Genomic DNA, 26,127 nt, shown 5'->3' with positions numbered 1-26,127 from the left:
ACGCTTGATATACCAACGCTGCAAGCTATTCTTTTAGAAAAACACCACCCGCACCCAGGGCGCAGCCAGCACGTTCACTGCGCCGGCAATCAGCATCACCAGCGAGGCCACCACGGCCTGCACTTCGCCAAACTGGCGGGCCTTGGCCACCCCTGTGCCGTGGGCGGCACCGCCCAAGATGGCGCCGGTAGCCATCTTGCTGCGCACATGGGGCAGCACACGCAGCAGCACCTCGCCAATCAGCATGCCGGTGATACCGGTCATCACCACAAACAGGGCTGCCAAATCGGTGGGGCCTCCCAGCACGCGTTCGGCCTCGATCGCAAACGGGGTGGTGACGCTGCGTACGGCCAAACCTTTTTGCAGTTCTTCGTTCAAACCAAACCAGTCCGCAAACCACACGGTGGTGGAAATCGACACCAGACTGGCCACCACCACGCCCGTGGTGATCGACAGCCAGTGCTTGCGCAGCAGTTGGCGGTTTTCATGCAGCGGCAGGGCAAAAGCCACGGTGGTGGGGCCCAGCATCCACGCCAGCCAGCGCGTTTGGGCAATGTATTGCGGGTAGGACACGTGGGTAAGCAGCAGCAGTGCAATCAACACCAGCGGCGTAGCCAGAATAGGCATCAACAGCGGTGTCGGAAAGCGGCGGTACAGCTGCTTGTTCACGCCATAGCAAAGCACGGTCACCAACAGCGACAGCACGCCAATCATTTCGTTGGACATGGCTTACTCCTTGCGCGATGAGCGGCGGCGTGCCAGCCACAGTTCCAGCCGGTAAACGCGGTCCACGGCCCAGGCGGTCACCACCATGACGCAGGCGGTGCTGGTCACGATGACGGCCAAAATACGCAGGCCCTGGTGGGCAATCAGCTCGGGGTACTCCGTCACCACCAGCACAGCAGGCACAAAAAACAGCAGCATTTCTGCCAGCAACCAGTTGGTGCCCGCCTTGAACCACTGCGCTTTCACCAGCCCACTGAACAAGCCCACTGCCAGCAGTGCAAAACCAATCAGCCCCGCAGGCATGCTCCAGCCAAAATGCTGACGCGCCACATCCATGCTCAGCCAGATGGCACTGAGCAGCACCACCTGCAGCAAGGCTTTGAGCGATTGCTGGGTGTGGTGCAAGCCGCGCTGCACGGAAGAAGCGGTCAGAGGAAACGATGACATGGATCAAAGTCTAGGGTTTTCACTCAAATTCGTAAAATGAATAATTTCCATAAAAGCAATTCTTAAAAGGAATCCCTATGGATTTGCGTGCCTTGCGCTACTTTGTCGAAGTGGTGCGCGCCAACGGCTTTACACGGGCGGCGGAGCATCTGCATGTCACCCAGCCCACCATCAGCAAAATGGTCAAACAGCTGGAAGACGAGCTGGGCGGCCCGCTGCTGCTGCGTGAAGGGCGCGGCGTGCAACTGACCGATGCCGGGCAGGTGGTGTATGAACGCGGGCTGCAGGTGCTGGCCCAGGCCCAGCTGCTGCGCCAGGAAGTGGCCGAGGTGGATGGGATTGCGCGTGGTGAACTGAGCGTGGGCATCATGCCCACCGCCGGCCATTACATGGCGCCCGTGATTGCGCTGTTTCAGCAGCGCTACCCGGGCGTTACGCTGAATGTGCAAGAGTCTGGCGCACGCGCGCAGCGCCAGCTGATGCTGGAGGGCAAGCTGGACATGGCGCTGGGCCTGTTCAACGCCCCCGACGAGGCCTTGCACACCTACACGATTGCCCACCAGCTCACCCGCGTGGTGATGGCACGCCACCGCGTGGTCGATGAAAACGCGCCCGTACGCTGGCAGGAGCTGGCCGATCTGCCATTTTTGCTCTACACCAGCGACTTTGCGTTGCACGAAGCCGTGCTGCAGCACTGTGCCGAGGCGGGCTTCTCCCCGCGCGTGCAGCTGCAAACCCGCTACTGGGACTTTATTGGCCACCTGGTGGCCGCAGACATCGGCGTGGCCGTGATGTTTGAGCACGTGATTGCCAAATACGACGCACAACGCGTCGCCAGCCGCCCGCTGATTGGCCCCCAGATGGGCTGGGACGTGGTGCTGATGTGGCGCCCCGGCTACCGCTCCCGTGCGGCGCAAGCATGGCTTGATTGCGTGCGCGAGGTCTATCCCCAGCCCTTGTACGGTGCCACACCACCGCCAACAGCTTCTATAGAAAAATAGCCTCTAGTGCTTACCCATCAAGCGCATACAGCTATCAAAAGCATATTCACCTTCACAAAAAAACCCTGCAGTTGTGCGCAGGGGTTTTTTTCTTTGGTCGTGGAGTGCGCCGCTTAGAACTGCCAGCGCACCTCACCCAGACCCTCAAAGCACACCGTCACCAAATCACCGGCCTGCACCTGCGGGCAACCTGTCCAGGTACCAGTGGTCACCACCGTGCCCGCCGCCACGGTGCCGTAATGCTGCGTCACATGCTGCAGCCACGCGGACAACAACCAGGTTGGGTCTTGCAGGCTGTGGGTGCCGGTAAAGCCTTGCACCGCCCCGTCATTGACCTGTAGCGAGCAGCGTTGGGCTGACCAGTTGTGGGTACGCAGCGGGGCAAAGTCTTGCCATGGGCCCAGCGCCAGACCGCCGTGGCATTGGCCGTCGGCCAGCAACGTCAGTGCCGGAGCTTGGGTGCCTTCGCGCCAGCGGCTGTCTACAAACTCTATAGCGACTGCATAGGCATCGATCAAGTCGATGGCGGTTTCTGGCGTCAGTGCTGCCGCTTGGTCTGCCGTCACCGCCTGCCGAATTCGCAGCGCAATTTCACCTTCTACACCACGCAAGCTAAAGACCTGGGCTGGGGCTGCAGCCGTGGTTACATCGGTGTGCACCCCGGGTTCCGGCAGCGGCGCATGAATCAGCGCTGCCGCATCGCGAGCGGTGCCACCTGATTTCCAGTACCGGGGCACACTGCCTGCCGGCCACCATTTGCGCGCCACCGCCAAGGCGTTGTGGACTGCGCGCGCATCCGCAGCACTGGTCAGCATATAGGCCACGTCCTCGCCGCGCGCGGAGCGCTCGCCCAGCTTGTGGCACCACCACAGCGCATCGGCAATGGAATAGGTGTCTTGCGGCAAATCGGGCGCAATTTTGGGCCAGTCGGGCAGCACGTCCTCGGGGTCGTCCTGGGCCAGCAGGCTCAGGCCCAGGGGGGGCTGGTTGGCAAAAGGCGATGGCCCTCCAGTTTGGGGAGCACAAAAGCCTGTGGGGCAATCTTTTTCGGATTCAGTCGACATGGGCGCCATCATGGCAAAACTGTGCAGCTTTGTGCGTCGCAGGGAATTGGTGCCCACCGCCCAGATGCTGGATTCCTGATACCCCTTTGCGGTCTTTGGTATGCCCTCCATGCTGCAAAGACCGGGATTGATTTTTCTGCAATGGATTTATGTGCAGATTTAGCGTTCAATGGGATGCGACTTCTGTGTTTTTCGCGCATTTTGCATGGTTATGCAAAATATTTATAGCAACGCAAGCAAGCGGCCTTGGACAGCACACCACAGCCTGCGTACGCTGAAAAAAGCACGCCAAGCCTTCTGTTTTCCACGGTTTGGTTGCATTACTTTTTCGAGGTATTTATGCCTGCACATGACTCTTCCGCGCATCTGATAACCCATGCTTTGCCGTCTTATCTGAACCCCGACGACGTCGGCCCCTGGGGCACCTACCTGCAGCAGGTGGACCGCGTCACACCCTATCTGGGCTCGCTGGCCCGCTGGGTCGAGACGCTCAAACGCCCAAAGCGCATCCTGATCGTGGATGTGCCCATCGAGATGGATGACGGCTCGATCGCCCACTTTGAGGGCTACCGCGTGCAGCACAACCTCAGCCGTGGCCCCGGCAAAGGCGGCGTGCGTTTTCACCAGGACGTCACGCTGTCAGAAGTGATGGCGCTGTCAGCGTGGATGTCGATCAAGAATGCCGCCGTCAACGTGCCGTACGGCGGCGCCAAGGGCGGCATTCGCGTAGATCCGCGCAAACTCTCCAAGGGTGAGCTGGAACGCCTGACCCGTCGCTACACCAGCGAGATTGGCCTGCTGATTGGCCCCACCAAGGACATCCCCGCACCCGACGTCAACACCAACGGCCAAATCATGGCCTGGATGATGGACACCTACTCCATGAACACGGGCGCCACAGCCACCGGCGTGGTCACCGGCAAGCCCGTGGATCTGGGTGGTTCGCTGGGCCGGGTTGAGGCTACGGGCCGTGGTGTGTTCACCGTGGGCGTAGAAGCGGCCAAGCTGATCGGCCTGCGGCTGGAGGGGGCGCGAATCGCCGTACAAGGCTTTGGCAATGTGGGGGGCACGGCAGGCAAATTGTTTGCCGATGCAGGCGCCAAAGTGGTGGCGGTGCAAGACCATACGGGCAGCATCTACAACGCCCAGGGTCTGGATGCCCTTGCCTTGCAGGAACATGTGCGCACCCAGGGTGGCGTGCAAGGCTTCCCCGGTGCGGAAAGCATGGAAGCGGAGGCTTTCTGGGCCGTCGACTGCGACATCCTGATTCCCGCTGCACTGGAAGGCCAGATCAACAAGGACAACGCCCAACGCATCAAGGCCAAAATGGTGATTGAAGGTGCCAACGGCCCCACCACCCCCGAAGCCGACGACATCCTGCATGACAAGGGCGTACTGGTGCTGCCCGACGTGATCGCGAATGCAGGCGGCGTGACGGTGTCGTACTTCGAATGGGTGCAGGATTTCTCCAGCTTCTTTTGGAGCGAAGATGAAATCAATGCCCGCCTGGTGCGCATCATGCAAGAGGCGTTTGCAGGGGTCTGGAAAGTCGCGCAAGAGAACAAAGTCAGTCTGCGCACCGCAACGTTCATCGTGGCGTGCCAGCGCATCTTGCATGCCCGTGAAATGCGCGGCCTGTACCCCTAAATTCTGCGCGCGGTACCCCGCGCTCCCTGCACCACACAGCGGCCATTGGGCCGCTTTGTTTTAGGTGCGCTGCTGGGCCCAGGCGTGGCGGCGCAAGGTGCGCTGCGCCAGTTGCAACACAGGGGCATCCACCATCTTGCCGCCCACCACGCACACCCCACCTTGCGCCGTTTCAATGGCTTGCACCACGGCCTGGGCATGGGCCACCTCGGCTGCGCTGGGGGCAAAGACACCGTTGGCCAGCGGCACTTGGGCTGGGTGAATGCACAGCTTGCCGCCAAAGCCCATGCGCAGGGCACGTCGGGCATCGCCTTCCATACGCGCGGCATCTTTGGTCTCCACCGTCACGCCATCCACCGGCTGGCCCATGCCTGCCCGGCGCGAAGCCATGACCAGGGCCATGCGAATTGGCAGCAGTTCGGCCTCATCGGCATCGCATTGCATGCCGGCATCCACTTGAAAATCCAGATGGCCAAACGCCAAGCGCTGCACCTGTGGCGCACGCGCCAAGGCATCTAAGGCATCGATGCCGACGACGGTCTCCACCAATGCAACCAACGCACATGCCGCACCGGCTTGCTCCGCGATCACCGCCAACTGCGCAGGCGATTCCGACTTGGGCACGACGGCGCCCGCCATGCCTTGCGCCACCAAGCGCGCCAAGGCCTGCACATCGCCGTCAAACCAAGCGGTGCCTGGCGCGTTGATGCGAACCAGCAAGCGTGCGCGCTGGGCTGCAGACAGCGTCTGTACCGCGGCTACCAGAGCCTCGCGGGCCTGGGCTTTATCGGCAGGGGCAACCGCATCCTCCCAATCCGCAATCACCATGTCCGCCTGACTGGCCAAAGCCTTGTGCAGACGCTCGGGCTGCGTGGCAGGAACAAACAAAAACGTGCAGGCGTTGCGCAACAAATCAGACATGGCAAAAGCATTCAACCCCAAGCTCAGGCTTGCGGCAGGTATTCAGAAATTTCGATCAAATTCAGATCCGGGTCACGCACATACACGGAACGAATCGCGCCCTGTGCGCCGGTACGCAGCACAGGGCCACATTCAATCTCAACGCCATGCTGTGCCAAATGTGCCTGTACCTGCTCCAGCGGCAAGCTGGCAATCAGGCACAGATCCAGTGCACCGGGTGTGGGGTGCTGGGCCTTGGGTTCAAACTCTCGCCCTGCAAGATGCAGGTTGATTTTTTGCGCCCCAAACACGAAGGCCTTGCGGCCTTCCCCAAAGGTTTCCAGGCGCATGCCCAGCACCTGCACATAAAAGCGCACGCAGGCAGCTTCATGGCGGGTGGTCAGCACCAGATGGTCAAGGTGATCAATCATGGAAGTGGTGTTGGCAAGGTGCTGGAAACAGGTCTCCAGCACCTTGGGTAAATCCATTACTCCGCCGTCACACCGGTTTCTTTGATGACCTTGCCCCAGCGTGCCACCTCAGCCTCCAGGTGCTTGCGCAGGCCTTCTGGGGTGGCTTTTTCTGGGGAGACCAAGTCCGAGCTCAGGTCTGCAATGCGGGCCTTCACGGTGTCATCTTTCAGCGCCACATTCAGTGCCTTGTTGATCTTGTCGATCACTTCCTTGGGCGTACCCTTGGGCGCATACATGCCGTGCCAGACCTTCACGTCAAAGCCTTTGAGGCCTTGCTCATTCAGCGTCGGGATATTGGGCAGCGAGGACAGGCGCTCTGGGGTGGTCACGCCGAACACCTTGGCACGCTTGCCGTCCTTGATCACAGGCACGGTTTGCGTGGTCTGGTCGCACAGCAGATCCACCTGACCGCCCATCAAGTCATTCATGGCCGGGCCAGCGCCCTTGTACGGTACGGTGGTCAGGTTCACGCCCAGCTGGTGCATCAGCAACATGCCGCACAGCTGCGATACCGCGCCAATACCCGCGTTGGCCAGCGACACCTTGTCCTGGTTTTTCTTGACGTAGTCCTGCAGCTCCTGGAAGTTGTTCGCAGGGAAGTCCTTGCGCGACAGCAGCGTCATGGGCACATCCAGCACCTGGCCGATGTACTCAAAATCTTTGAGCGGGTCGTAAGGCAGCTTTTTGTACAGCGCTGGCGCAGTGGCCATGCCCATGTGGTGGATCAGGATGGTGTAGCCGTCGTTCTTGGACTTGGCCACGCGGGTCGGTGCAATCGTACCCCCTGCACCCACGGTGTTTTCCACCAGCACGCTCTGGCCCAGGCTTTGGCCCATGGGCACCGCCAGCAGGCGCGCCACCACGTCGGTGGGGCCACCGGCGCTGTAGGGCACCACCAAGGTGATGGGCTTGTCGGGCCAGTTGCTGGCCAGTGCACTGCCCATGCCGCAGGCAAGGACGGCACCGGCTGCGCAAGCTTGCAATGCCCAGCGGCGCGTAGAGCGATGGGATGAATGGGTCATGGTGGTCTCCTAGGTAGACATGGGACGGGCGTTTTCAGGGCGCCTCTACTCCCGGGGGAAACACATACCAATGGCCCCCGCCATCGGCATGCACATAAGGTGGGGGGAACAGCTTGTCAGGCCAGCAATCCGGTCACACGCGGCCACAGGGCCACTTGCCACAGCCGGGCCACGGCATGGCGTGCTTGCTCGGCGGGCACCTGGCTGCCATAGGCCGCCAGGCGCAAGGCCTTGTCGGTGATCTCCTGGCGGCTCAAGGTGTTGCCGGGGTCGCCCTTGGGCTCATCCACCCGGCCATGCAGCGTGCGGCCATCGCTCGTTTGTACGGTGACTTTGCCAATCCAGCGTTGGGGATAAGCCGTATCGACTTCGGTATCCAGCACCATCTGCACCTTTTCGCGCACTGCCACGGTTTCGGGCGACTGAAAGTGCGCGTCAAATTCATGGAGGCCCGCAAACCCAAAGCGGGCGGCCAGCCCCAGCACGGTGCCCATGGAGAATTTGCTCTGGTGCACGGTGCTGGGGTTCACCACGGGGCCCAGCACGTCGATGGCGCCCTGGTGCACATGGCAGGTCACTTGGGCAATGTCTGCGGGCTGCAAATTGTTTTGCTGCATCACTTGCAGCAGCGCATCGGCTGCGGGGTGGGTGTGGCGGCAAGACGCATGCCACTTAAAACTCGTCTCGGCCGTGGCCCAGCGGGTACCCAGACCCTCGGTGAGTTTGGCGGGGTTGGCATCGGTACTCATGCCCGCAGCCAGGCCCTGCGGGCCGGTGAAGATGTCTTGCGCACCGGTAAAACCATCTTTGGCCAGGTACGCGGCCATCAAGCCTGCTGCTGCGGCGTGCGCGGTGTGCAGCTGCTTGCTGTCGGCGGCGGTGCGCAAAAACTCCCACAGGCCTGCAGCCTGCGTACCTGCCGAGCCCAGCGCATGCTGCATTTGCGCGGGCGTCAGGCCCAGCAAATGGCCCACCGCTGCGGCGGCAGCCAGCGTGCCTGCGGTGCCGGTGGTGTGGAAGATGCGGTAGTGGCTGCGGCCCAAGAACTCGCCCACGCGGATGCCGACTTCATAGCCCGCCACGCAGGCGGCCATGAGTTGCGCGCCGGAGGCGCCAATGCTTTGTGCCACGGCCACCGCCGGGGGGAAAACCACCGCCGCCGGGTGGAACACCGAGCCGTTGTGCACATCGTCTTGCTCGGCCACGTGCGAAGCTGCCGCATTGGCCAGGGCCGCCATCATGGGCGAGGTGGTGGTGCGTTGACCGATCACTTCACAAGGGCCGCTGGCTGGGCCTTGCGACAGCGCAAAGCGCGTGATGCTTTGCACCGGGCGGGCACTTTGGCCCGCCAACACGGAACCAAACCAGTCCACCCACAGGTCTTCGGTTTTGCGCTGCACGGCCTCGGGCACATCGCCCCACTTCAGCGTGGCGGCGAACTGTGCCAAGGGGTGCACAGCGACTTGATTTTCTTGCTTCATTTTTGCCTCCAAGGCAGTTAGCACTTGCGCTAGCTGCTATTTATTTATGCGTTCACAGCGGCGATTTGCTCGGTGCTCCAGCCCAGCTCGGCCAGGATGCTGGCGTTGTGCTGGCCCACGGCGGGCACGGCTTCCATGCGGTAGTCAAACGCGCTGTTCACGCCGGGCGGCAGCAGGGCCGGCACCTCGCCCACGGGCGTGCCCACGGTGCGCCAGCGCTGGCGCGCTTGCAGCTGCGGGTGCTGCCACAGATCGGCCATCTCATTAACGCGGGCGTTGGCAATACCGGCGGCTTCCAAGCGCTCCACCACTTGCGCGGCAGTCAGTGCGGCAAAGGTCTGCAGGATCAGCGCCTGCAAGGCCTCGCGGTGGGCGTTGCGCTGGGCGTTGGAACAAAAGCGTGCGTCAGTGGCCACTGCGGGCTGCTGCAGCACGGTGTCGCAAAACGCTTTCCATTCGCGCTCGTTTTGCAGGCCCAGCATCACGGTCTTGCCATCGCCCGCTTGGAAAGGGCCGTAGGGGTAGATGCTGGCGTGGCTGGCACCGGTGCGCGGTGGCGGGGGCGCGCCGTCGTAGGCGTAGTACAGGGGGTAGCCCATCCACTCGCCCATGGCCTCCAGCATCGATACATCAATGTGACTGCCTTCGCCCGTCTTGCCGCGCAGCAGCAGGGCCGAGAGGATGTTGGTGTAGGCGTACATGCCCGCCGCAATATCGGCCACCGAGATGCCGGATTTGCTGGGCGTCTCCGGCGTGCCGGTGACCGACAGGAAGCCGGCCTCGCTCTGGATCAGCAGGTCGTAGGCCTTCTTGTCGCGGTAGGGGCCATCGGCGCCATAGCCGCTGATGTCGCATACGATGAGCTTGGGGTTGTGCGCCTTCAGGGCCGCGTACGACAGGCCCATGCGCGCGGCCGCGCCGGGCGCCAGGTTCTGCACCAGCACGTCGGCGGTCTTCAGCAGCTCCATCAGCGCCTGCTTGGCCTGGGGCTGCTTCACATCCAGCGCCAGGCTTTCCTTGCTGCGGTTGATCCAGGTGAAGTGCGAGGACTGGCCCTGCACCCGCTGGTCATAGCCGCGCGCAAAGTCGCCGCTGCCAGGCCGCTCCACCTTGATGACGCGCGCCCCCAAATCGGCCAGCTGGCGCGTGCAAAACGGTGCGGCCACCGCGTGTTCCAAAGAGACGACGGTGATCCCATCAAGAGGTCGGATGGCTTGCTTGGTCATCTTGTTGATCCATGGCATTGACTGGCGGCACGGCCCAGCTCAGAGACAGCGAGCCAGGGCCGCCCCGCAGCGAGGCTGTCGTCCCCCTGCCCGCAGCGCACGGCGATGCGAGAGCGGGGGGAAGGCGCGCAGCGACTCAGGGGGGTGTTCATGTCAGAAAGAACGGGGCAGGCCCAACAGGTGCTCGGCCACGTAGGAATAGATCAGGTTGGTCGAGATCGGCGCCACCTGGTACAGGCGTGTCTCGCGGAATTTGCGTTCCACGTCGTACTCGCAGGCAAAGCCGAAGCCGCCGTGGAACTGCAGGCAGACGTTGGCCGCTTCCCAGCTGGCCTTGGCCGCCAGGTACTTGGCCATGTTGGCCTGGGCGCCCATGGCTTCGTGCCGGTCGAACAGCTCGCAGGCCTTCCAGCGCATCAGGTTGGCGGCTTCCAGCTCGATGAAGCTCTCGGCAATCGGGAACTGCACGCCCTGGTTCTGGCCGATGGGGCGGCCAAACACGTTGCGGTCCTTGACGTAGTTGGTCACGCGGTCCATGAACCAGTAGCCGTCGCCAATGCATTCGGCGGCAATCAGCGTGCGCTCGGCGTTCAGGCCGTCCAGGATGTACTTGAAGCCCTTGCCTTCTTCGCCAATCAGGTTCTCGGCGGGGATTTCCAGGTCTTCAAAGAACAGCTCGTTGGTCTCGTGGTTGACCATGTTCGGAATCGGGCGCACGGTCATGCCCTTCTTTTCCGCTTCGCGCAAATCGACCATGAAGATCGACATGCCCTCGCTCTTCTTGGTCACCTCGGCCAGCGGCGTGGTCCGGGCCAAGAGAATCATGAAGTCGCTGTGCTGGATGCGGCTGATCCACACCTTTTGGCCGTTGATGACGTACTTGTCACCCTTTTTGACGGCGCTGGTCTTGATCTTGGTGGTGTCGGTGCCCGTGGTGGGCTCGGTCACGCCCATGGACTGCAGGCGCCATTCGCCCGAGGCAATTTTGGGCAGGTACTTGTCTTTTTGCGCCTTGGAGCCGTGGCGCAGCAGCGTGCCCATGTTGTACATCTGGCCGTGGCAAGCGCCCGAGTTGCCGCCGCAGCGGTTGATCTCTTCCATGATGACCGAGGCCTCGGTCAGCCCCAGGCCCGAGCCGCCGTATTCCTGCGGAATCAGCGCCGCCATCCAGCCCGCTTCGGTCAGCGCATTCACAAACTGTTCGGGGTAGGCTCGCGCTTCGTCCACCTTGCGAAAGTACTCATCCGGAAACGCCGCGCACAGGTCACGGATCGCGTCGCGGATTTCGTGGTGGTTGTTCGATTGGGTCAACTCGATCATGGTGTGTCTCTTTATGGCTTTTTGGGCCTCTAGCGCTCATGCAGCAAGCGCTAGCAGCTCTCGTTTTTGGTGGTTTACGCCAGCGTGGCAGTGGCTTGCATAGTCAGCCAACCTTCATGGTCTTGCGCCCACAGCTCGATGGTTTTGCCATCGGCTGAGGGCTTGCCATGCACGCTGAAGCTGTGCAAATCAAACGTAGGGCGTACCGCTTTAAAGGCAAAACTTTGCAACTGTGCGTGTGGCAAGCTGCGGCGCAGCAGATCGACCAGCAGCGTGGCAATCAGTGGGCCGTGCACGATCAGACCCGGGTAGCCTTCGATTTCGGTGACGTACTTGCGGTCGTAATGGATGCGGTGGCCGTTGAAGGTCAGCGCGGAGTAACGGAACAGCAGCACGTCATCCGGCGTAATCACCCGCGACCATTGCTGCTGACCCGCCAGTGGAGGTGTTTGGGGGGCTGGCGCTGCCTCCCCGGGCTGGGCCGCAGCGCGGTAGACGATGTCGTGCTCTTCCGTCAGGCACAGGCCATCGGCATTGCCAAAGCGGTGTTCCACCTGCACAAACAGCAACTCTCCCGTGCGCCCCACCTTGTGCGTGACGGACTGGATGGTGGAGACGCGCTCCACATCCTGGCCGACTTGCAGCGGGTTGTTCCATTCCCAGCGCAGGCGGCCACCGGCCCACATGCGGCGCGGCAGGGGCACGGGCGGCAGAAAACCGCCGCGCTGGGGGTGGCCGTCCGGGCCCAGCTCGCTTTGGCGGGCGTGCGGCAAAAAGTACAGCCAGTGCCACAGCGGCGGCACGGTGCTGCCCGCCGCCACGGGGGCGTCATCGCGGTCTAAGGTGGCAGACAGTGCACGCAGGGGCGCAGCCGTGATGGTGTCGGGCGTGGTCTCGCTGCGGCCTTGCCATGTTTGCAGGTGTGCCAGTTGGGTGGCATCAATTTGGGGAATCGTGCTCTCGGTCATAACCAATCCATGCTTTGCTTTAGGTGTCGCCCGTGGCTTCTGGCGATCAGTTGCAATGCATCTTGGCGCTCGAAAAAGCTTTCTACAATCACAGCTTTTGCAAGCAAGCCTTCGATTTTTCAAAAGGCTTACCCACCTCCGTAGAAACCCGAACGCCCCATGAAACTCGAATTGAAAGACTTTTTGCTCTTTGTCCAGGTCGCCAAAACCGGCAGTTTGACGCGGGCTGCAGAGCAATGCTTTCTGTCGCTGGCAGCCACCAGCGCCCGCATCAAGGCCATGGAAGAGGAAGCGGGCATGCCTTTGCTGATTCGAGAGGCTCGGGGCGTGCGCCTGACGCCACCGGGCGAGGCTTTTTTGTTCCACGCCCGGGCCATGCTGCAGCAGGCGCAGCAGCTAGAGGCCGACTTGCAGGAGTACGGCGCGGGCCTGCGCGGCCACGTGCGCGTGTTTGCCAACACCACGGCGGTGACCGAGTTTTTGCCGGACATTCTGGCGGCCTACCTGATGGAGCACCCGCACATCAGCGTGGATTTGCAAGAGCGTCCGAATGCGGTGATTGCTTCGGACATCCGCGAAGGCCGGGCCGATCTGGGCATCATCGCGGGCGAGGTGGATACGCACAGCCTCACCAGCCTGCACTTCAGCACCGACCGCCTGGTGCTGGTCGCCCCCAACGAGGCGCGCTGGCAGTCCGTGGCCTCCCTGAACTTTGCGCACGTGCTGCACGAGCGCTTTGTCGGCATGCACCGCGACAGCACCTTGCAAACTTTTCTGAGCCAGATTGCCCTGCAACTGGGGCACACGCTGAAGCTGCGCATTCAGGTGTCGAACTACGATGCCATGTGCCGCATGGTGGCCGCAGGCGTGGGCATTGCCGTGGTGCCTGAAAGCGCGGCACAGCGCAGCAGCAGCTTGGCGCAGCTGCGCCAGATTGCGCTCAGCGATGCCTGGGCCGTGCGCCCGCGCTACATGCTGGTGCGCGAAGCGGCGCCCTTGGCCAGCCATGTACAAGCCTTGATGCAGGCAGTGCAGCGCTACCACCAGCGCTGAGGTGCGCGCCGCCGCGTTGCAGGCTCACCAACTCACAAACGGCCAGCGCGCTGGGCGCGGTCTACCGACCACAGGTAGTTCATCTCGGCACAAAACGGCTGGGCACAAATGGCGCGGCCCTGGTACTGGCAGCCTGCGCGGTTGCAGAAGTTCTGGTTGTGCTCGTTGGCATTCTTGGACTGTTTTTTGCCGTTTTCGTCGGCCTGCGCCTGCGCCATCATCAGCCACGGATCGGTGGCCTTGTTGTGCAGCATGGCTTGCACCTCCTGCGGCAGCATGTGCGCGGGCAGGTAGACCGAGGCAGCCTGTGCGCTTTGCACCGCCTGCGCCAGGGGCTGAAACTCCAGCGCCAGCACCGCGCTGGTGCGCATGGCCTGGGCTGCGGCTGCGGCGGGCGAACCCGGCAGCACCTGGGGCTGCATCACCAGCCCGATGCTGCCGTTTTGCAACTGCTGCACGCTGCCTGCAAACGGCAGTTGCAGCATGCCACCGGGGCTGCCGCTGGCAAAGCCCGTGGCAAACGGCCCGGGCGGGGCTGCAAAACCCAGCGGGCTGGCCTGCGCTGCGCCCGCCCCTGCAGGCAGCGCCGCACCCAATGCCGATTGGGCCTGCGCCCAGGCCACCGGCACACGCAAGGTCAAGGTAAAGCTGCGCTCGCCATCACTGCCCTGCACCACGCCCTGCTGCACCAGCCAGTTTTGCAACGTGGGCAAGGTGATGCTGGCCTTGTCTGCCGCTGCGGCCAGGGCAGCTTGCGGGGTGCTGGCCACCAGGGCCGGTGGCAAATCACCGGCGGCGGCCGCTTGGCCTGCCAGCTGCAAGACGGCATTCGTCAAGGCCGTGGGCCACGCTTGGGCGCTGACCAATTGCTGCGGCAGGGGCTGGGCCGCCGTGGCCTGCTGCAGCAATTGGCTTAAAAAAGCTTGCAACTGCGGGCTGACACCCGCCGTGGGCCAGTTGGCAGGCAAGGTGGCATTCCCCGATTGGATGTGGTTGACCAAATTGGCCACCAGCTGGTTGAACGCCTCCATCTTCACCACCTGCTGGGCTTGCGGCGACAAGTTCACGCTGCTAGACAGCGCCGCTTGCGCCGCCGCCACAATCTGGGCCACCTGCGCGGCGCTGGCCGTGCCGCTGGTGGGTGCCACAGACGCAGCCGCGGGCACCGGTGCGGCGGCCTGCGTAGCTGCAGTGCTGGTGCTTGGCGGGGTGGGTTCGCTGGCGGTACGGGCACTGCTGCTGGGTGGCGTGGGCACCAGCGTGGGGGCGGAGGATGCTGCCGGCGTGCCGTTGCCTTGGCTGGCCGTCTGGGCCGCTGCCGCAAAGCTGGGGCTCTGGGCCTGCGGGTTGCTGCCCGCATGCACGGCTGCACCCTCCGGGGCGCTGGGCACGGCGGGCGTAATCGGCAGGGCAGAAGAAGGCGGGATGGCAGAAGTCACGTGCCGACTGTAGAGCAAAAACAGCGCCGCCCGCCAACCTCACCACGGCTTCAGATTACGTATTTTGATAGCTTCCTGCGCTTGTCACACAAGCGTTACAGCGCTATTTCTTACAAATTTCCTTGCGGCTTTATGCGCGAGCCCGCAGTTGCTGCACAAACAAACCAGCCGCCAGCCCCAGCGGCCGCTCCTTGGACCAGACCCAGTCCACAAACAGTTTGCTGCCATTGCTGAGGTTGTTGAACGGAATGCGCAGCAACTCACCGCTGAGGATGTGGGGTTCCACCAGACTGAGCGGCAACCAGCCCCAGCACAGCCCGGCGGCAATCAAAGCCCGCGCTGCGCCGTGGCTGTCTGCGCGCCACAGGTGGTGCGAGAAGACAAAGCGGGTGTCGGTCAAGGCCGGGTCGCGGCTGGCCACCAGCACCTGCCGCACCGCGGCCAGCTGGGCCATATCGATGGTGTGGGCCACGCCCGCCTCCCAGTGCGCGCACAAAGGGTGGCGCGGTGACATGACCGCCACCAGCGTTTCATGGCCTTGCTCCTGAAAGTCCTCGCGGGCGTCGATGCTGGGGCGCTCAAACACCAGCGCCAGCTGGGCACGGCCCGCGTGCAGCAGCTTCAGGGCATCGTCTTGCGGGGCGGCCAGCACCTCCACCACCAAGGCAGGAAATTGCGCCACCACGGGGCGCAAGGCTTCGGCCCAGTCGCTGGCCAGCAGCTCAGGGGCAATCGCCAGCGTCAGGCGTTGCTCCAGCCCGGCGTGCAGTGCCAGCGCCTGCTGGTTGAGCTGCTGCAGCTGCTGCGCCAGCAAGCGGGCTTGCGGCTCCAGCGCCTGGGCCGCCGCCGTCGGCGTGGGCTCGCGCCCGGTGCGGTCGAACAGTTGCAGGCCCAGCTCCGCCTCCAGCTGCCCAATCGCCATGCTGACGGCCGAAGGCACCTTGCCCAGCTTGCGCGCAGCGGCAGAAAAAGAGCCGGTATCGAGCACGGCCAAAAACAGCGGGACTTGTTCCAAAGGAAAGGGCATGGTGCACAATCTATCAAAAAAACTGAAAGAACCTAACTTTCACCGTCAATTTTTCACACATAAACTGCGGCCACTTATGTCAGTAGCAACACCCCAAGCCGTCGGCCTGCAAGGCCCCCTGCGCCGCGTCGTTTTTGTCGGCCTGTATGAATTCATCGCCATCGTCGTCTCCAGCCTGATTTTTATGGCGGTGGGGCAAGAGGCGGGCTCCTCCGGGGTGATGGCCGTGGCGGCCTCCACCATCGCGATTTGCTGGAACATCACTTTCAACTGGCTGTTTGAAAAGTGGGAGCTGCGCCAGACCCGCAAAGGCCGCTCGCTGCTGCGCCGCATCGCGCACGCCATCGGCTTTGAAGGCGGTATTGCCGCCATGCTGATCCCGCTGATGGCCTGGTGGTTCGGCATTTCGCTGTGGGAAGCCACGGTGATGGAGGCAGGCTTGCTGGTGTTTTTCTTTCTCTACACCTTTGTTTTCAACTGGTGTTTTGACCGTTTCTTTGGTCTGCCTGCCTCTGCGCAGGCCCTGCCCGCCACCGCTGCCGCTTAAAACCATAGCTGCCAGCACTTGCCAGATATGCGCTAGCGGCCAATTTGGCAACAATTCCTCGGCCTGCGCCCCTGCCGTGTACCGGCATCACCCATGCAGGCTGCGACGCGGGGGCAGGCGCTTTAGAATTGCGGGTTTCGCCCCAAGGAGCGCTGCAGCAGCGCGCGCGTCGCATGGACCGCGCTGTCAGGCTTGGGGCCAGCGGCTGTTGTGCAGCAGCCGCCCCTGCAACGGCGTTCACCTGTTCCCACGATTGATTGAGTTTTTTCACACAGGTGAGTGCGATGACCGTTGCTGCAGCCCCCCATTCGATTCCCCCCATGCGCCTGTCGGGCCTGGAGCCCGTGTTCATTGGCAAAGACACGCTGTTCGTCAACGTGGGCGAGCGCACCAACGTCACCGGCTCCAAAGCCTTTGCGCGCCTGATCCTGAACGAGCAATACGAAGAAGCCCTGGCCGTGGCGCGCCAGCAGGTGGAAAACGGCGCGCAGATCATTGACGTGAACATGGACGAGGCCATGCTCGACAGCAAGGCCGCGATGGTGAAGTTCCTGAACCTGATGGCGTCGGAGCCCGATATCGCTCGCGTGCCGGTGATGGTGGACAGCTCCAAGTGGGAGGTGATCGAAGCCGGTCTGCGCTGCCTGCAAGGCAAGGGCATCGTGAACTCCATCTCCATGAAAGAAGGCGTGGAAGAGTTCAAGGCCCATGCCAAACTCGTCAAGCGCTACGGCGCAGCCGCCGTGGTGATGGCGTTTGACGAAAAAGGCCAGGCCGACACGTTCGAGCGCAAGATTGAGATCTGCGAGCGCGCCTACCGCATCTTGGTGGATGAAGTGGGCTTTCCCCCCGAGGACATCATCTTCGACCCCAACATCTTCGCCGTGGCCACCGGCATTGAAGAGCACAACAACTACGGAGTCGATTTCATCAACGCCGTGCGCTGGATCAAGCAGAACCTGCCCGGCGCCAAGGTCTCGGGCGGCGTCTCTAACGTGAGCTTCTCCTTCCGTGGCAATGACCCCGTGCGCGAAGCGATTCACACCGTGTTCCTCTACCACGCGATTGCCGCGGGCATGGACATGGGCATCGTCAACGCAGGCATGGTGGGCGTGTACGACGACCTGGAGCCCACGCTGCGCGAGCGCGTGGAAGACGTGGTGCTCAACCGCCGCCCCGACGCCGCCGAGCGCCTGCTGGAAATTGCCGACCAGGCCAAGGGCAACGCCAAAGACGACAGCAAAAAGCTGGAGTGGCGCGGCACGCCCGAGCACCCCAAGACCGTCAACGAGCGCCTGTCACACGCGCTGGTGCATGGCATCACCGACTTCATCACCGAAGACACGGAAGAGGCCTACCAGGCCATCGTGGTCAAGGGTGGCGGCCGCCCGCTGCACGTGATCGAAGGCCCGTTGATGGACGGCATGAACGTGGTGGGCGACCTGTTTGGCGCGGGCAAGATGTTCCTGCCCCAGGTGGTCAAATCCGCCCGCGTGATGAAGCAGGCCGTGGCCCACCTGGTGCCTTACATCGAGGAAGAAAAGCGCCAGCAAGAAGCCGCCGGTCTGGATGTGACCAGCAAGGGCAAGATCGTCATCGCCACCGTCAAGGGCGACGTGCACGACATTGGCAAAAACATCGTCACCGTGGTCTTGCAGTGCAACAACTTTGAAGTCATCAACATGGGCGTGATGGTGCCCTGCCATGAAATTCTGGCGCGCGCCAAGGCCGAAGGGGCCGACATCATCGGCCTGTCGGGCCTGATTACGCCCAGCCTGGAAGAGATGCAGTACGTCGCGGGCGAAATGCACAAGGACGATTACTTCCGCGTCAAAAAGATTCCGCTGCTGATTGGCGGCGCCACCTGCTCGCGCGTGCATACCGCCGTGAAGATTGCGCCCAAGTACGAAGGCCCCGTGGTCTATGTGCCCGATGCCTCGCGCTCGGTCAGCGTGGCGCAAAGCTTGCTGGGTGAAGGCAAAGACCACTACGTGACCGAGTTGAACGCCGACTACGACAAGGTGCGCACCCAGCACGCCAACAAGAAGAAAACCCCGCTGTGGTCCCTGGCCCAGGCGCGCGCCAATGCAGCCGTGGTGCACCATGCCCCGGTCACGCCGCGTGTGCTGGGCCGCCGTGTGTTCAAGAACTTTGACTTGGCCGAAATTGCCCAGTACATCGACTGGGGCCCGTTCTTCCAGACCTGGGACTTGGCCGGCCCTTACCCCGCCATCCTCGACGATGAAATCGTGGGCGTGGAAGCGCGCAAGGTGCTGGCCGATGCGCAGGCCATGCTCAAGAAAATCATTGAAGGCCGCTGGCTGCAAGCCAACGGCGTGATGGGCATCTTCCCCGCCAACCGCGTGGGCGATGACATCGTGTTCTACACCGACGAATCGCGCACCGAAGTGCTGACCACCTGGTACGGCATGCGCCAGCAAACCGAAAAGCAGGCGGTCGATGGCGTGCTGCGCCCCAGCCGTTGCCTGAGCGACTTTGTGGCCCCCAAGGAATCAGGCATCCACGACTACGCCGGTCTGTTTGCCGTGACCGCAGGTATTGGCGCTGAGAAGAAAGACAAGGAATTTGAAGCCGCGCTGGACGACTACAGCGGCATCATGTTCAAGGCCCTGGCCGACCGCCTGGCCGAAGCCTTTGCCGAATGCCTGCACCAGCGCGTGCGCAAAGACCTGTGGGGCTACGCCGCCGATGAGAACCTCAGCAATGAAGAACTCATCAAAGAGCAGTACCAGGGCATTCGCCCCGCGCCCGGCTACCCGGCATGCCCCGATCACACCGCCAAGATCGACCTGTTCAAGGCGCTGGCCGCCGACGAAATCGGCATGACCTTGACAGAAAGCCTGGCGATGAACCCCGCGTCCAGCGTCAGCGGCTACTACATCGGCAACCCCGAGGCCGTGTACTTCAATGTGGGCCAGATTGGTGAAGACCAGCTGGCCGATATGGCCGAGCGCCGTGGCATGGATGTCGAGGAACTGCGCCGCTTCTTGGCACCGAATTTGGGTTGATTTTGCCCAGACGTCAAAAAGGCCGCTAACGCGGCCTTTTTATTGTTCTGGTCCTCATTTGTGAATGATGAAGACACTTACGGCTATTTGCTTTTCGCCTTTTGAATGCGTGCCTTCGAGATCTTTAAGTCCTTCTGGATTAGTGATGTGGTGCTCTGGGTCGTACACAACACACCAAAGCTTTTTCGCTCCAGGATGTACTTGGTAATGACCAATATCAAGAGCTAGCTCATCACCTACATTTTTCGCATGATTTCTGTCTCGAACGCATTTTGTTTCTATCACCAGTTCATGTGCCGGTAGAAAAAAATCCATGCGTGTACTTTTGCCAGCGTAGCTAGGCGTGTATTCCTCAGGACGAATATCTTGAACCCATGGCCTTAGAAGCGCATGCAACAAATCCTGCACATCGTATTCATTAACGAAGTGAAGTGTTTCAGCACCCTTTCTTCGATATGTAAGGGTATGCATTGCCCGTCTCAGGCCCTGAATCGTTACTTGAATTACTTCGTCTACTGTTTGAGGGGTGGCGGGGATTAAACGTGCAGAAATTTGTCCAGAGTCCTCATCTGCTTGGATCTGCCCAATTGGAATCACTCTCCCATGACGGTAATACCGTAACCCGTCTTCCTGAAGAATTGAATTGATTCGCTCTTTGTTGGCGCGCCAACGTTGTTCGTCTTCCAAGACTTGAGGAGGGCTGTCCATAAACTCTTCAAGAACATTGCCAAGAACTTGCAGACTATCAATAGAGGGGTCTTGCCCTGCTCGAAAAAGCCATTCTTTCCATTTCGAATGATGTGCAAGCGCAGGCGGGTCGCCTGGAGCTCCTGAAGCAATAAACAGTGCATTTAATGCATCATGACCATCTGTAGTGGAAAGCACATCTCCAACAACTTTGCACAGTGATCTTGAGAGTCGAAAATTCATCATTGATTTCTGTGTGGTTGTGTTACTGGCTGACCACCGGATAGCAAGCAGCACCCCACAACGCTTCCGGATGGGCCATCATGATCTCCACCACTACAGGCACGATCTGGCCCATGAGGTTAGCGCAGTCCTGCACCTGGGCACGGTTGATCTGGCTGTTCCACGTGGCGCCGCCGTGCATCAGTTGGTTGCGCAAGGTGTAGATGCGCTGAAACACCAGCGCCAGCAGTTCGGGCGTGTGACCTTGTGCCAGCAAGATGGCGGCTTTGCGCTTGCCAGCGGCTTGGCGGGTTTGCCACGTGGCTTCGTCGATCTCGCCGCGCTGGAAGCTCCAGAACGATTCAAAGACGTAGGGGTTGTCGAGCAGCACACGGATGGGGCCGCTAAAAGTGTTCCACACCAAATCATCCAGTTGCTTGGCGCTGTCTAAGCCGTGTAACTTGCGCAAGAACGCGGTGAAGCTCTCTTGTTCACTCAGGCGCAGAGTGGCGGGAATTTCTTGCGCGTAGGCGGCGTTGAACGCAATCCACAAAAAGATAAAGCGCGCGTCCGGATCGTGATCGGGCTCGCACACGCTGGCGCGCTGCAGCCAACTGAGTGCGCGGTGAATGCGCAGGTTCAGCGCATCAGGCATGCCTTCGCGTGTGGCACGGTGGCGTTTTTTGAGTTCAGCGTGAATGGCCTGCATCTGTCTCCCCCAGCTTCTTATGAACTGGCGGGAGCTTAGAGGCAGATGGTGTGGGCGCGCAATGACTTCGCGCACCTTGGATCTTGAGTGCCAGCATTCACCTGCGGAAAGCACCTAGCAGTTACTCCAAGCCACGGGTGCGGCAGCAAGCGGGGAAAGGCGCCGGAGCTTGCCAGGGGATGCGCGGTTGCCCAGGTTTTCAGCACCTGTGCATCGGGCAACCCCAAGCCCCCCCTGTGCAGTCTTGGCGCATCTGCCCACAAGGTGAAGGCGCGCACTCAAAAAAGAGCAACCAGCGCTTGATACATAAGCGCTAGCGGCCATTTTTAACTTTAATTGGACAGCTCGACCGGGCGGATGTCGATATTGCCGTATTCATCGTGGCGCCCGGTGCTGGCCAGCACATGGTCACCGTGCTGGTCTTCAATCAGGTAGTACACCGGGTTTTGCGGGTCTTTGCGCACCTTGAGCTGTACTTCATACATGCGCTTGCCACTGATGATGACGCCGTTGGCCTCGGGCTGGTGCGGCGGAAAAATCAAGCAGGTGTGGCCCGAGAGCTGGCCTTGTGCACATTGCGAGGTGCCATAGAGTTTGGCGGGCTTGCCCAGATAGTTGATATCAATGCCGGGCGGGAACATGAGCGTGTCGTCCAGCGGAGATTCATCAAAACAGCCTGTCAAAACAACTGTGGCGGCCAAAGCCGCCAAGTAGGGAAATCGCATGAGCTTCTTCTCTGGGCAAGCCGGGTACACCTGCGCCAAGGCAGGTGGGCACCCGATGGGGCGTGACAGCGCACGCAGAAGCTCCACAGTTTATCAATTGTTACCAATTGATATTTAATGTACGAAAAAGTTTTTCGCCTCTGCTTTGATGCAGGTCGCCACCTCTTGCCAGACTGGGCACAACCCCTAGTTCACAGGTTCGCTGGTTTTGCGCAAGCGGTACATGTGGCTGGGCTTCAAGGCAGCGCCTGTGGCGCGTTCGCGCATTTCGATCCAGCCTTCGGCGACAAAAAATTTATAGGCCACAGGCTCTTGGGCGGAGCGGCGCAGGCTGATCAAGCTGCCACCGACAGGGTCAAAGCTGAAAGGGCCCGTATAGGAGGGCACCACCGTGCGGCTGAGGTCACCGCCCACGCGGCGCTCGCGCACCACGGCAGTTTTGTCATCGCGCAGTTGCACGCTGATGGCGATTCCTCCGCCATCACAGCCATCGCAGGGCAGCAGCGCCTGGTAGGTGCCGTGCCAGTCCAGCATGGTCTCGGGGGTATCGCCCTGCAGCGCTTGCTGGCCCTGCTCATGCATACGTGGTGGAGGGGCATCCACCGTCACGGGTTTGCTGACACAGCCCAGCAGCCAGAAACTGGCACACAGGGTAAGCAGGCAAGGCCCCAGAGAACGATGGTTGTAGACTGTTTTTTGCATAAATAGCTGGCTGGATAGCGTCAATCAATTCACGATGGATGCTAGAGCGTGTGCCCTGCCTGCCAATCCCACAGGGCAGCGAATGCATGTAAGCCATCTCCCACAAACTGTGTTGAAAGACTTTTGACCATGCCTCAAGCAACACGCGGCTATGCCGCCACTTCACCCACCAGCCCGCTGGGCTTGTTTCACTTTGTGCGCCGCGATCCACGCGACAACGATGTGGTGATTGATGTGCTCTACAGCGGCGTCTGCCACTCCGATCTGCACACCGTGCGCAATGACTGGGGCGGTACCGTTTACCCCACCGTCCCCGGCCATGAAATTGTGGGCCGCGTCACGGCCATCGGCAGTGCGGTCACGCGCTTTCAAGTGGGCGACACCGTGGGCGTGGGCTGCATGGTCGACAGCTGCCAGCACTGCGGAGCGTGCGCCAAAGGCTGGGAGCAATACTGCGAAAAAGGTATGACGGGCACCTACAACAGCACCGACCGCGTGGATGGCAGCGCCACGCAAGGCGGCTACTCCGAGCACATTGTGGTGCGCCAGGAATTTGTCTTAAAAATTCCGCAGACCCTTGATTTGAAGGCCGCAGCCCCGCTGCTGTGCGCAGGCATTACCACCTGGTCGCCGCTGCGCCACTGGAAGGTTGGCCCGGGCAGCAAAGTGGCCGTCGTAGGGCTGGGCGGCCTGGGGCATATGGCACTCAAACTGGCCAAGGCGCTGGGCGCGCAAGTGACCTTGTTCAGCCGCTCAGCGGGCAAAGAGGCAGATGCCCAGCGCTTGGGCGCAGACCGTGTGGTCATCAGCACCGACAAGGCCCAGATGAAAGCGGTGAGGGGCCAGTTTGACCTGATCATCGACACCGTGCCCTACGCCCATGATCTGAACCCCTACACCGCCACCTTGGCCACAGGCGGCACGCTGGTGCTGGTCGGTTTTCTGGGTATGCAAGAGCCAGCGGTCAACACCACGTCCTTGGTGCTGGGACGCAAGTCGGTGGCAGGCTCGGTCATTGGCGGCATTGCCGAGACCCAAGAGATGCTGGACTTTTGCGGCCAGCATGGCATTACCGCCGATGTCGAAATGCTGGCCATGCAAGACATCAACACCGCGTACGAGCGCATGCTGCGCAGCGATGTGAAGTACCGCTTTGTGATCGATATGCAAAGCCTCAAGAGCGCCACCTGAAAAAGGCTTTGCGAGCCGCGCTTGCCTTCAAGGCTTTTTAGGCCTCTAAGGCAGGTGCAGCAAGCGCTACAAGCTCACAAAGTTGAAAAGCGCTTTTCAGTCTTTGCGGTTGGGCGTCACGATTTGCTGGGCCATGACATCCAGCACGGACAGCGGCCACTGCATGGCCCAGCCCGCCGCTGCCACGGCCAACCACTCGTGCACCGCCCATTCGCCCATGCGCTGGGGCAGGGGCAAATAGGTTTCTTGCGCGCCTTGCGCGCACACCACCCGGCCATCGCGCACAAAGGCCACGCGGCCATTCACGCGCCGGTGCGATTGCAGCAAGGGGTGGTTTTCATCGGCATCCACCCAGGTGATCTGGCCTAGACAGGTCAGCGCCAGGCTCTCCAGCTGGTGGCAGCCAGTGCCCAGCACCGCCATGCCACCGGGGCGCACCGCACGCAGCTGCGCGGCCAACACCCGCTGCTGCATGGAGCTGTCCAAGTCCGTGTCGTCGGGGCAAATGATGGCCACATCACAGTGTGCATAGGCCCACCCTACCTGCACCGCCGTGGCCATGTTTTGGGCAATCACCGCTGCGGTAACTGCACGGTGCATCAGCACGCGCTGGCCCGCCGAAGGCGCTTGGCTCACCGGCTGGGGCATGTGGGTGCCTTGCAAATACATGTCCGCGCCACTGGCCACCCCTGTGTAAAAAGCCTGCGACTGCAGCCACAGCCCCAAGGTTTGCGCCATGCGCTGCCCGGAGGCTTGGTCGGCCAGCACGCCCACCAAGGGGATCTGTCCATTGTCCGGATGCGGAAAGAGGTGGGAGCAAATCGCCTCACCCACCGCACGGGGCTTGCCATGCACGGGGTACAGGTGCATCAGCAAGCTGGGGCCCGCATTGACTTCCACAATCGCCCCGCCCTGCTCCAGCAAAGGGCGGCGAATGTCTTGTACCACCATGTCGATGCCCGCGATATCCAGCCCGATGGTGCGCGCCGCCATGACCGCGTTGCGCGCAATGTCGGGGTGTACTTCATCGGTGCAATCGACCGTCAAATTACCGGTGCGCAGCAGCACCACTTGCTGACCTTGGGCAGGAATGGACTGCGCATCCAGCTGCTGGCGCAGCAACTCACCTTGCACCTTGGCGTCGGTAGACAGCTCAATCCGCTCCAGCGTGTTGTCAATCAGGCAGCGGGGGTGCTGGTTGATCTGTGCTTCCACCAGCTGTGCCACGGTGGATTGGCCATCACCCACCACGCCCAGGGTTTCACCACGGGTGGCTGCCACCACAAAATCGCCCACCACCAGCACCCGGTGTTCATAGCCGCGAATACAGCGCTCTACCAGCACCTGGGTGCCTTCACGCTTGGCCAGCTGCCAGGCGGTCTCTACCGAAGCCTGGTCCATCAAGTCCAGACTCACGCCACGGGCGCGGTTGCCGTCCAGCGGCTTGACCACCACGGGCAGGCCAAGGCCTTGCGCGATATGCCACGCCTGCGCCGGCGAGGTCGCGAAATCTCCCTGCGGGGTGGGAATGCCTGCATTGGCCAGCAAGCGCTTGGTCAACGCTTTGTTGGACGCAATGTCTTGGGCAATTGCGCCCGTCATATCGCTTTCCGCCGTCCAGATACGCTGCTGGGCGGCGCCCATGCCCAGCTGCACCAGATTGCCCTTGGGGAATAGGCGGTAGGCGGGCAGATGGCGCTGCAAAGCCGCATTGGCAATGCACGCGGTGCTGGGGCCCAAGCATTCTTCGTCGATCACGTGGCGAATGCGCCCCAAAGCACCCGCCCATTGCTTGGCACGCTCAATCGGCTCCAGCACCAGCAGCTCCAGCGCCTGTTGCAGCAGGCTGCGGCCCAAAGCGGCTTCACTGGCTTCCACCACCACCGTGCCGCGGCCATTAATAGCGGGCAAACACTGGCAAAAGCGATCCGGCAAAGCCACGGCCTTGAGCAAGGCATGCAGCAGCTCTTCCAGCTGCGGCCACTGCCGCGCATCCATGTCCAGCAGTTGCGCTTCCAGCACAGGATGGGGGCTCCACAGGTTGTTGCCTATCCAGTGGCGGGTACGCAGGACGTGGGCTTGCTGGCAGTTCAACGTTTTGTCAGTGCAATCAGATTCGGGGGTGCTGAGGACGCGCATACGCGAGCCTCCTTGGATTCAGGGTGGTGGTGACAGCACCAAACAGCAGGCGACAAACCGCAAGCTGCCACAGCGCAACACACCGCCGCACGGCGGTGTAGGAACGGGTGCAATGAAAGTGGGTGTTCAGAGGGGTGGGCGAGAGAAATCGCTGACCCGCAGGCTTAGGTGCGCAGCCGAAGCAGCGGCCCATCCACGCAGTGCAGCATGTGAATGTTGGTCATGGGTGACTTTCCAAACCGAGCCCACGTGCGCGGACTGCTGGCTTGTTATCTAGGGCCTGTAAAAAATGTGGAGTCATGCTGCTGGGCAATGCTTGGCACGAAGCAATTGCACCGCCTGATGCTCGCCGCCATCACTCCATGGGCAGCAAGCGGGCCAA

General features: G+C 61.7%; 23 protein-coding genes and 1 riboswitch. Of the genes, 6 read left to right on the top strand and 17 right to left on the bottom strand.

Annotation, left to right across the window (positions count from 1 at the left end):
• Positions 1–33: 33 nt before the first annotated feature.
• Both QEP12_RS04730 and QEP12_RS04725 read right to left on the bottom strand, forming a co-directional pair.
• Positions 34–726, bottom strand: a complete 693-nt coding sequence (locus QEP12_RS04730; protein WP_219163446.1) for an LrgB family protein — start codon at positions 724–726, stop codon at positions 34–36.
• A 3-nt stretch (positions 727–729) separates the two neighbouring features.
• Positions 730–1,173 carry a CidA/LrgA family protein gene (locus QEP12_RS04725; RefSeq protein WP_174862146.1) on the bottom strand — a complete coding sequence of 148 codons (444 nt, stop codon included), beginning with the start codon at positions 1,171–1,173 and terminating at the stop codon, positions 730–732.
• Between the two features lie 77 nt (positions 1,174–1,250).
• On the opposite strand from QEP12_RS04725, the gene QEP12_RS04720 reads away from it, so the two are divergent.
• The gene (locus QEP12_RS04720) at positions 1,251–2,174 is read left to right on the top strand and encodes a LysR family transcriptional regulator (protein WP_174862145.1); all 924 of its coding nucleotides are present in this window, start codon (positions 1,251–1,253) and stop codon (positions 2,172–2,174) included.
• Between the two features lie 113 nt (positions 2,175–2,287).
• Here QEP12_RS04720 and QEP12_RS04715 read toward each other — a convergent pair whose 3' ends face one another.
• The gene (locus QEP12_RS04715) at positions 2,288–3,238 is read right to left on the bottom strand and encodes a fumarylacetoacetate hydrolase family protein (protein WP_284213521.1); all 951 of its coding nucleotides are present in this window, start codon (positions 3,236–3,238) and stop codon (positions 2,288–2,290) included.
• Between the two features lie 339 nt (positions 3,239–3,577).
• On the opposite strand from QEP12_RS04715, the gene QEP12_RS04710 reads away from it, so the two are divergent.
• Positions 3,578–4,885 carry a Glu/Leu/Phe/Val family dehydrogenase gene (locus QEP12_RS04710; RefSeq protein WP_284213520.1) on the top strand — a complete coding sequence of 436 codons (1,308 nt, stop codon included), beginning with the start codon at positions 3,578–3,580 and terminating at the stop codon, positions 4,883–4,885.
• A 60-nt stretch (positions 4,886–4,945) separates the two neighbouring features.
• Here the strand turns inward: QEP12_RS04710 and QEP12_RS04705 are convergent, their stop codons facing one another.
• The 7 genes from QEP12_RS04705 to QEP12_RS04675 form a co-directional block, all read right to left on the bottom strand.
• Positions 4,946–5,806 (bottom strand): HpcH/HpaI aldolase/citrate lyase family protein, encoded by an 861-nt coding sequence (locus tag QEP12_RS04705; protein ID WP_284213519.1) that lies wholly within the window; start codon positions 5,804–5,806, stop codon positions 4,946–4,948.
• 23 nt (positions 5,807–5,829) lie between these two features.
• Positions 5,830–6,216, bottom strand: coding sequence for a VOC family protein (locus QEP12_RS04700; protein ID WP_219164666.1), 387 nt, complete (start codon positions 6,214–6,216; stop codon positions 5,830–5,832).
• Positions 6,217–6,272: 56 nt separating this feature from the next.
• Positions 6,273–7,202, bottom strand: a complete 930-nt coding sequence (locus QEP12_RS04695) for a tripartite tricarboxylate transporter substrate binding protein BugD (RefSeq protein ID WP_257469266.1) — start codon at positions 7,200–7,202, stop codon at positions 6,273–6,275.
• A 194-nt stretch (positions 7,203–7,396) separates the two neighbouring features.
• Positions 7,397–8,761, bottom strand: coding sequence for an MmgE/PrpD family protein (locus QEP12_RS04690; protein ID WP_284213518.1), 1,365 nt, complete (start codon positions 8,759–8,761; stop codon positions 7,397–7,399).
• Positions 8,762–8,805: 44 nt separating this feature from the next.
• Complete coding sequence (locus QEP12_RS04685) at positions 8,806–9,987, bottom strand: CaiB/BaiF CoA transferase family protein (RefSeq protein ID WP_284213517.1); 1,182 nt, start codon at positions 9,985–9,987, stop codon at positions 8,806–8,808.
• A 153-nt stretch (positions 9,988–10,140) separates the two neighbouring features.
• Positions 10,141–11,307, bottom strand: coding sequence for an acyl-CoA dehydrogenase family protein (locus QEP12_RS04680; RefSeq protein ID WP_284213516.1), 1,167 nt, complete (start codon positions 11,305–11,307; stop codon positions 10,141–10,143).
• A gap of 74 nt (positions 11,308–11,381) precedes the next feature.
• Entirely contained in the window at positions 11,382–12,275 is an 894-nt protein-coding gene (locus QEP12_RS04675) for an HTD2 family dehydratase (RefSeq protein WP_284213515.1), read from the bottom strand.
• A gap of 159 nt (positions 12,276–12,434) precedes the next feature.
• Between QEP12_RS04675 and QEP12_RS04670 the strand changes: the two genes are divergently transcribed.
• Positions 12,435–13,328 carry a LysR family transcriptional regulator gene (locus tag QEP12_RS04670; protein ID WP_284213514.1) on the top strand — a complete coding sequence of 298 codons (894 nt, stop codon included), beginning with the start codon at positions 12,435–12,437 and terminating at the stop codon, positions 13,326–13,328.
• 32 nt (positions 13,329–13,360) lie between these two features.
• Here the strand turns inward: QEP12_RS04670 and QEP12_RS04665 are convergent, their stop codons facing one another.
• Positions 13,361–14,767, bottom strand: a complete 1,407-nt coding sequence (locus QEP12_RS04665; RefSeq protein ID WP_284213513.1) for a hypothetical protein — start codon at positions 14,765–14,767, stop codon at positions 13,361–13,363.
• 130 nt (positions 14,768–14,897) lie between these two features.
• Complete coding sequence (locus QEP12_RS04660; RefSeq protein WP_174863180.1) at positions 14,898–15,794, bottom strand: LysR family transcriptional regulator; 897 nt, start codon at positions 15,792–15,794, stop codon at positions 14,898–14,900.
• A gap of 76 nt (positions 15,795–15,870) precedes the next feature.
• On the opposite strand from QEP12_RS04660, the gene QEP12_RS04655 reads away from it, so the two are divergent.
• The gene (locus QEP12_RS04655) at positions 15,871–16,341 is read left to right on the top strand and encodes a PACE efflux transporter (protein WP_284213512.1); all 471 of its coding nucleotides are present in this window, start codon (positions 15,871–15,873) and stop codon (positions 16,339–16,341) included.
• Between the two features lie 138 nt (positions 16,342–16,479).
• Positions 16,480–16,587: riboswitch (S-adenosyl-L-homocysteine riboswitch) on the top strand.
• Between the two features lie 38 nt (positions 16,588–16,625).
• Positions 16,626–19,370: a methionine synthase gene (gene metH / locus QEP12_RS04650; protein ID WP_284213511.1), complete on the top strand. Its 2,745-nt coding sequence runs from the start codon at positions 16,626–16,628 to the stop codon at positions 19,368–19,370.
• A 54-nt stretch (positions 19,371–19,424) separates the two neighbouring features.
• On the opposite strand, the gene QEP12_RS04645 is transcribed toward metH, so the two are convergent.
• The 4 genes from QEP12_RS04645 to QEP12_RS04630 all read right to left on the bottom strand — a co-directional run bounded on the left by QEP12_RS04645 (position 19,425) and on the right by QEP12_RS04630 (position 22,415).
• Positions 19,425–20,300 (bottom strand): PD-(D/E)XK nuclease domain-containing protein, encoded by an 876-nt coding sequence (locus QEP12_RS04645; protein WP_284213510.1) that lies wholly within the window; start codon positions 20,298–20,300, stop codon positions 19,425–19,427.
• A gap of 22 nt (positions 20,301–20,322) precedes the next feature.
• Positions 20,323–20,988: a HEPN domain-containing protein gene (locus tag QEP12_RS04640; RefSeq protein ID WP_284213509.1), complete on the bottom strand. Its 666-nt coding sequence runs from the start codon at positions 20,986–20,988 to the stop codon at positions 20,323–20,325.
• A 332-nt stretch (positions 20,989–21,320) separates the two neighbouring features.
• The gene (locus QEP12_RS04635; RefSeq protein ID WP_284213508.1) at positions 21,321–21,713 is read right to left on the bottom strand and encodes a hypothetical protein; all 393 of its coding nucleotides are present in this window, start codon (positions 21,711–21,713) and stop codon (positions 21,321–21,323) included.
• A 186-nt stretch (positions 21,714–21,899) separates the two neighbouring features.
• Positions 21,900–22,415, bottom strand: coding sequence for a copper resistance protein NlpE N-terminal domain-containing protein (locus tag QEP12_RS04630; RefSeq protein WP_174863177.1), 516 nt, complete (start codon positions 22,413–22,415; stop codon positions 21,900–21,902).
• 129 nt (positions 22,416–22,544) lie between these two features.
• Here QEP12_RS04630 and QEP12_RS04625 point away from each other — a divergent pair, with 129 nt between their 5' ends.
• Positions 22,545–23,606, top strand: coding sequence for an NAD(P)-dependent alcohol dehydrogenase (locus QEP12_RS04625; protein WP_284213507.1), 1,062 nt, complete (start codon positions 22,545–22,547; stop codon positions 23,604–23,606).
• A 96-nt stretch (positions 23,607–23,702) separates the two neighbouring features.
• On the opposite strand, the gene QEP12_RS04620 is transcribed toward QEP12_RS04625, so the two are convergent.
• Positions 23,703–25,745 carry an acetate--CoA ligase family protein gene (locus tag QEP12_RS04620; protein ID WP_284213506.1) on the bottom strand — a complete coding sequence of 681 codons (2,043 nt, stop codon included), beginning with the start codon at positions 25,743–25,745 and terminating at the stop codon, positions 23,703–23,705.
• Positions 25,746–26,127 lie beyond the last annotated feature (382 nt).

The organism is Comamonas jiangduensis, from assembly GCF_030162955.1.
Taxonomy (GTDB): Bacteria; Pseudomonadota; Gammaproteobacteria; order Burkholderiales; family Burkholderiaceae_C; genus Comamonas; species Comamonas jiangduensis.
The sequence above is the reverse complement of the archived record's forward strand: the minus strand, read 5'-3'. Positions and strand labels throughout refer to the sequence as shown.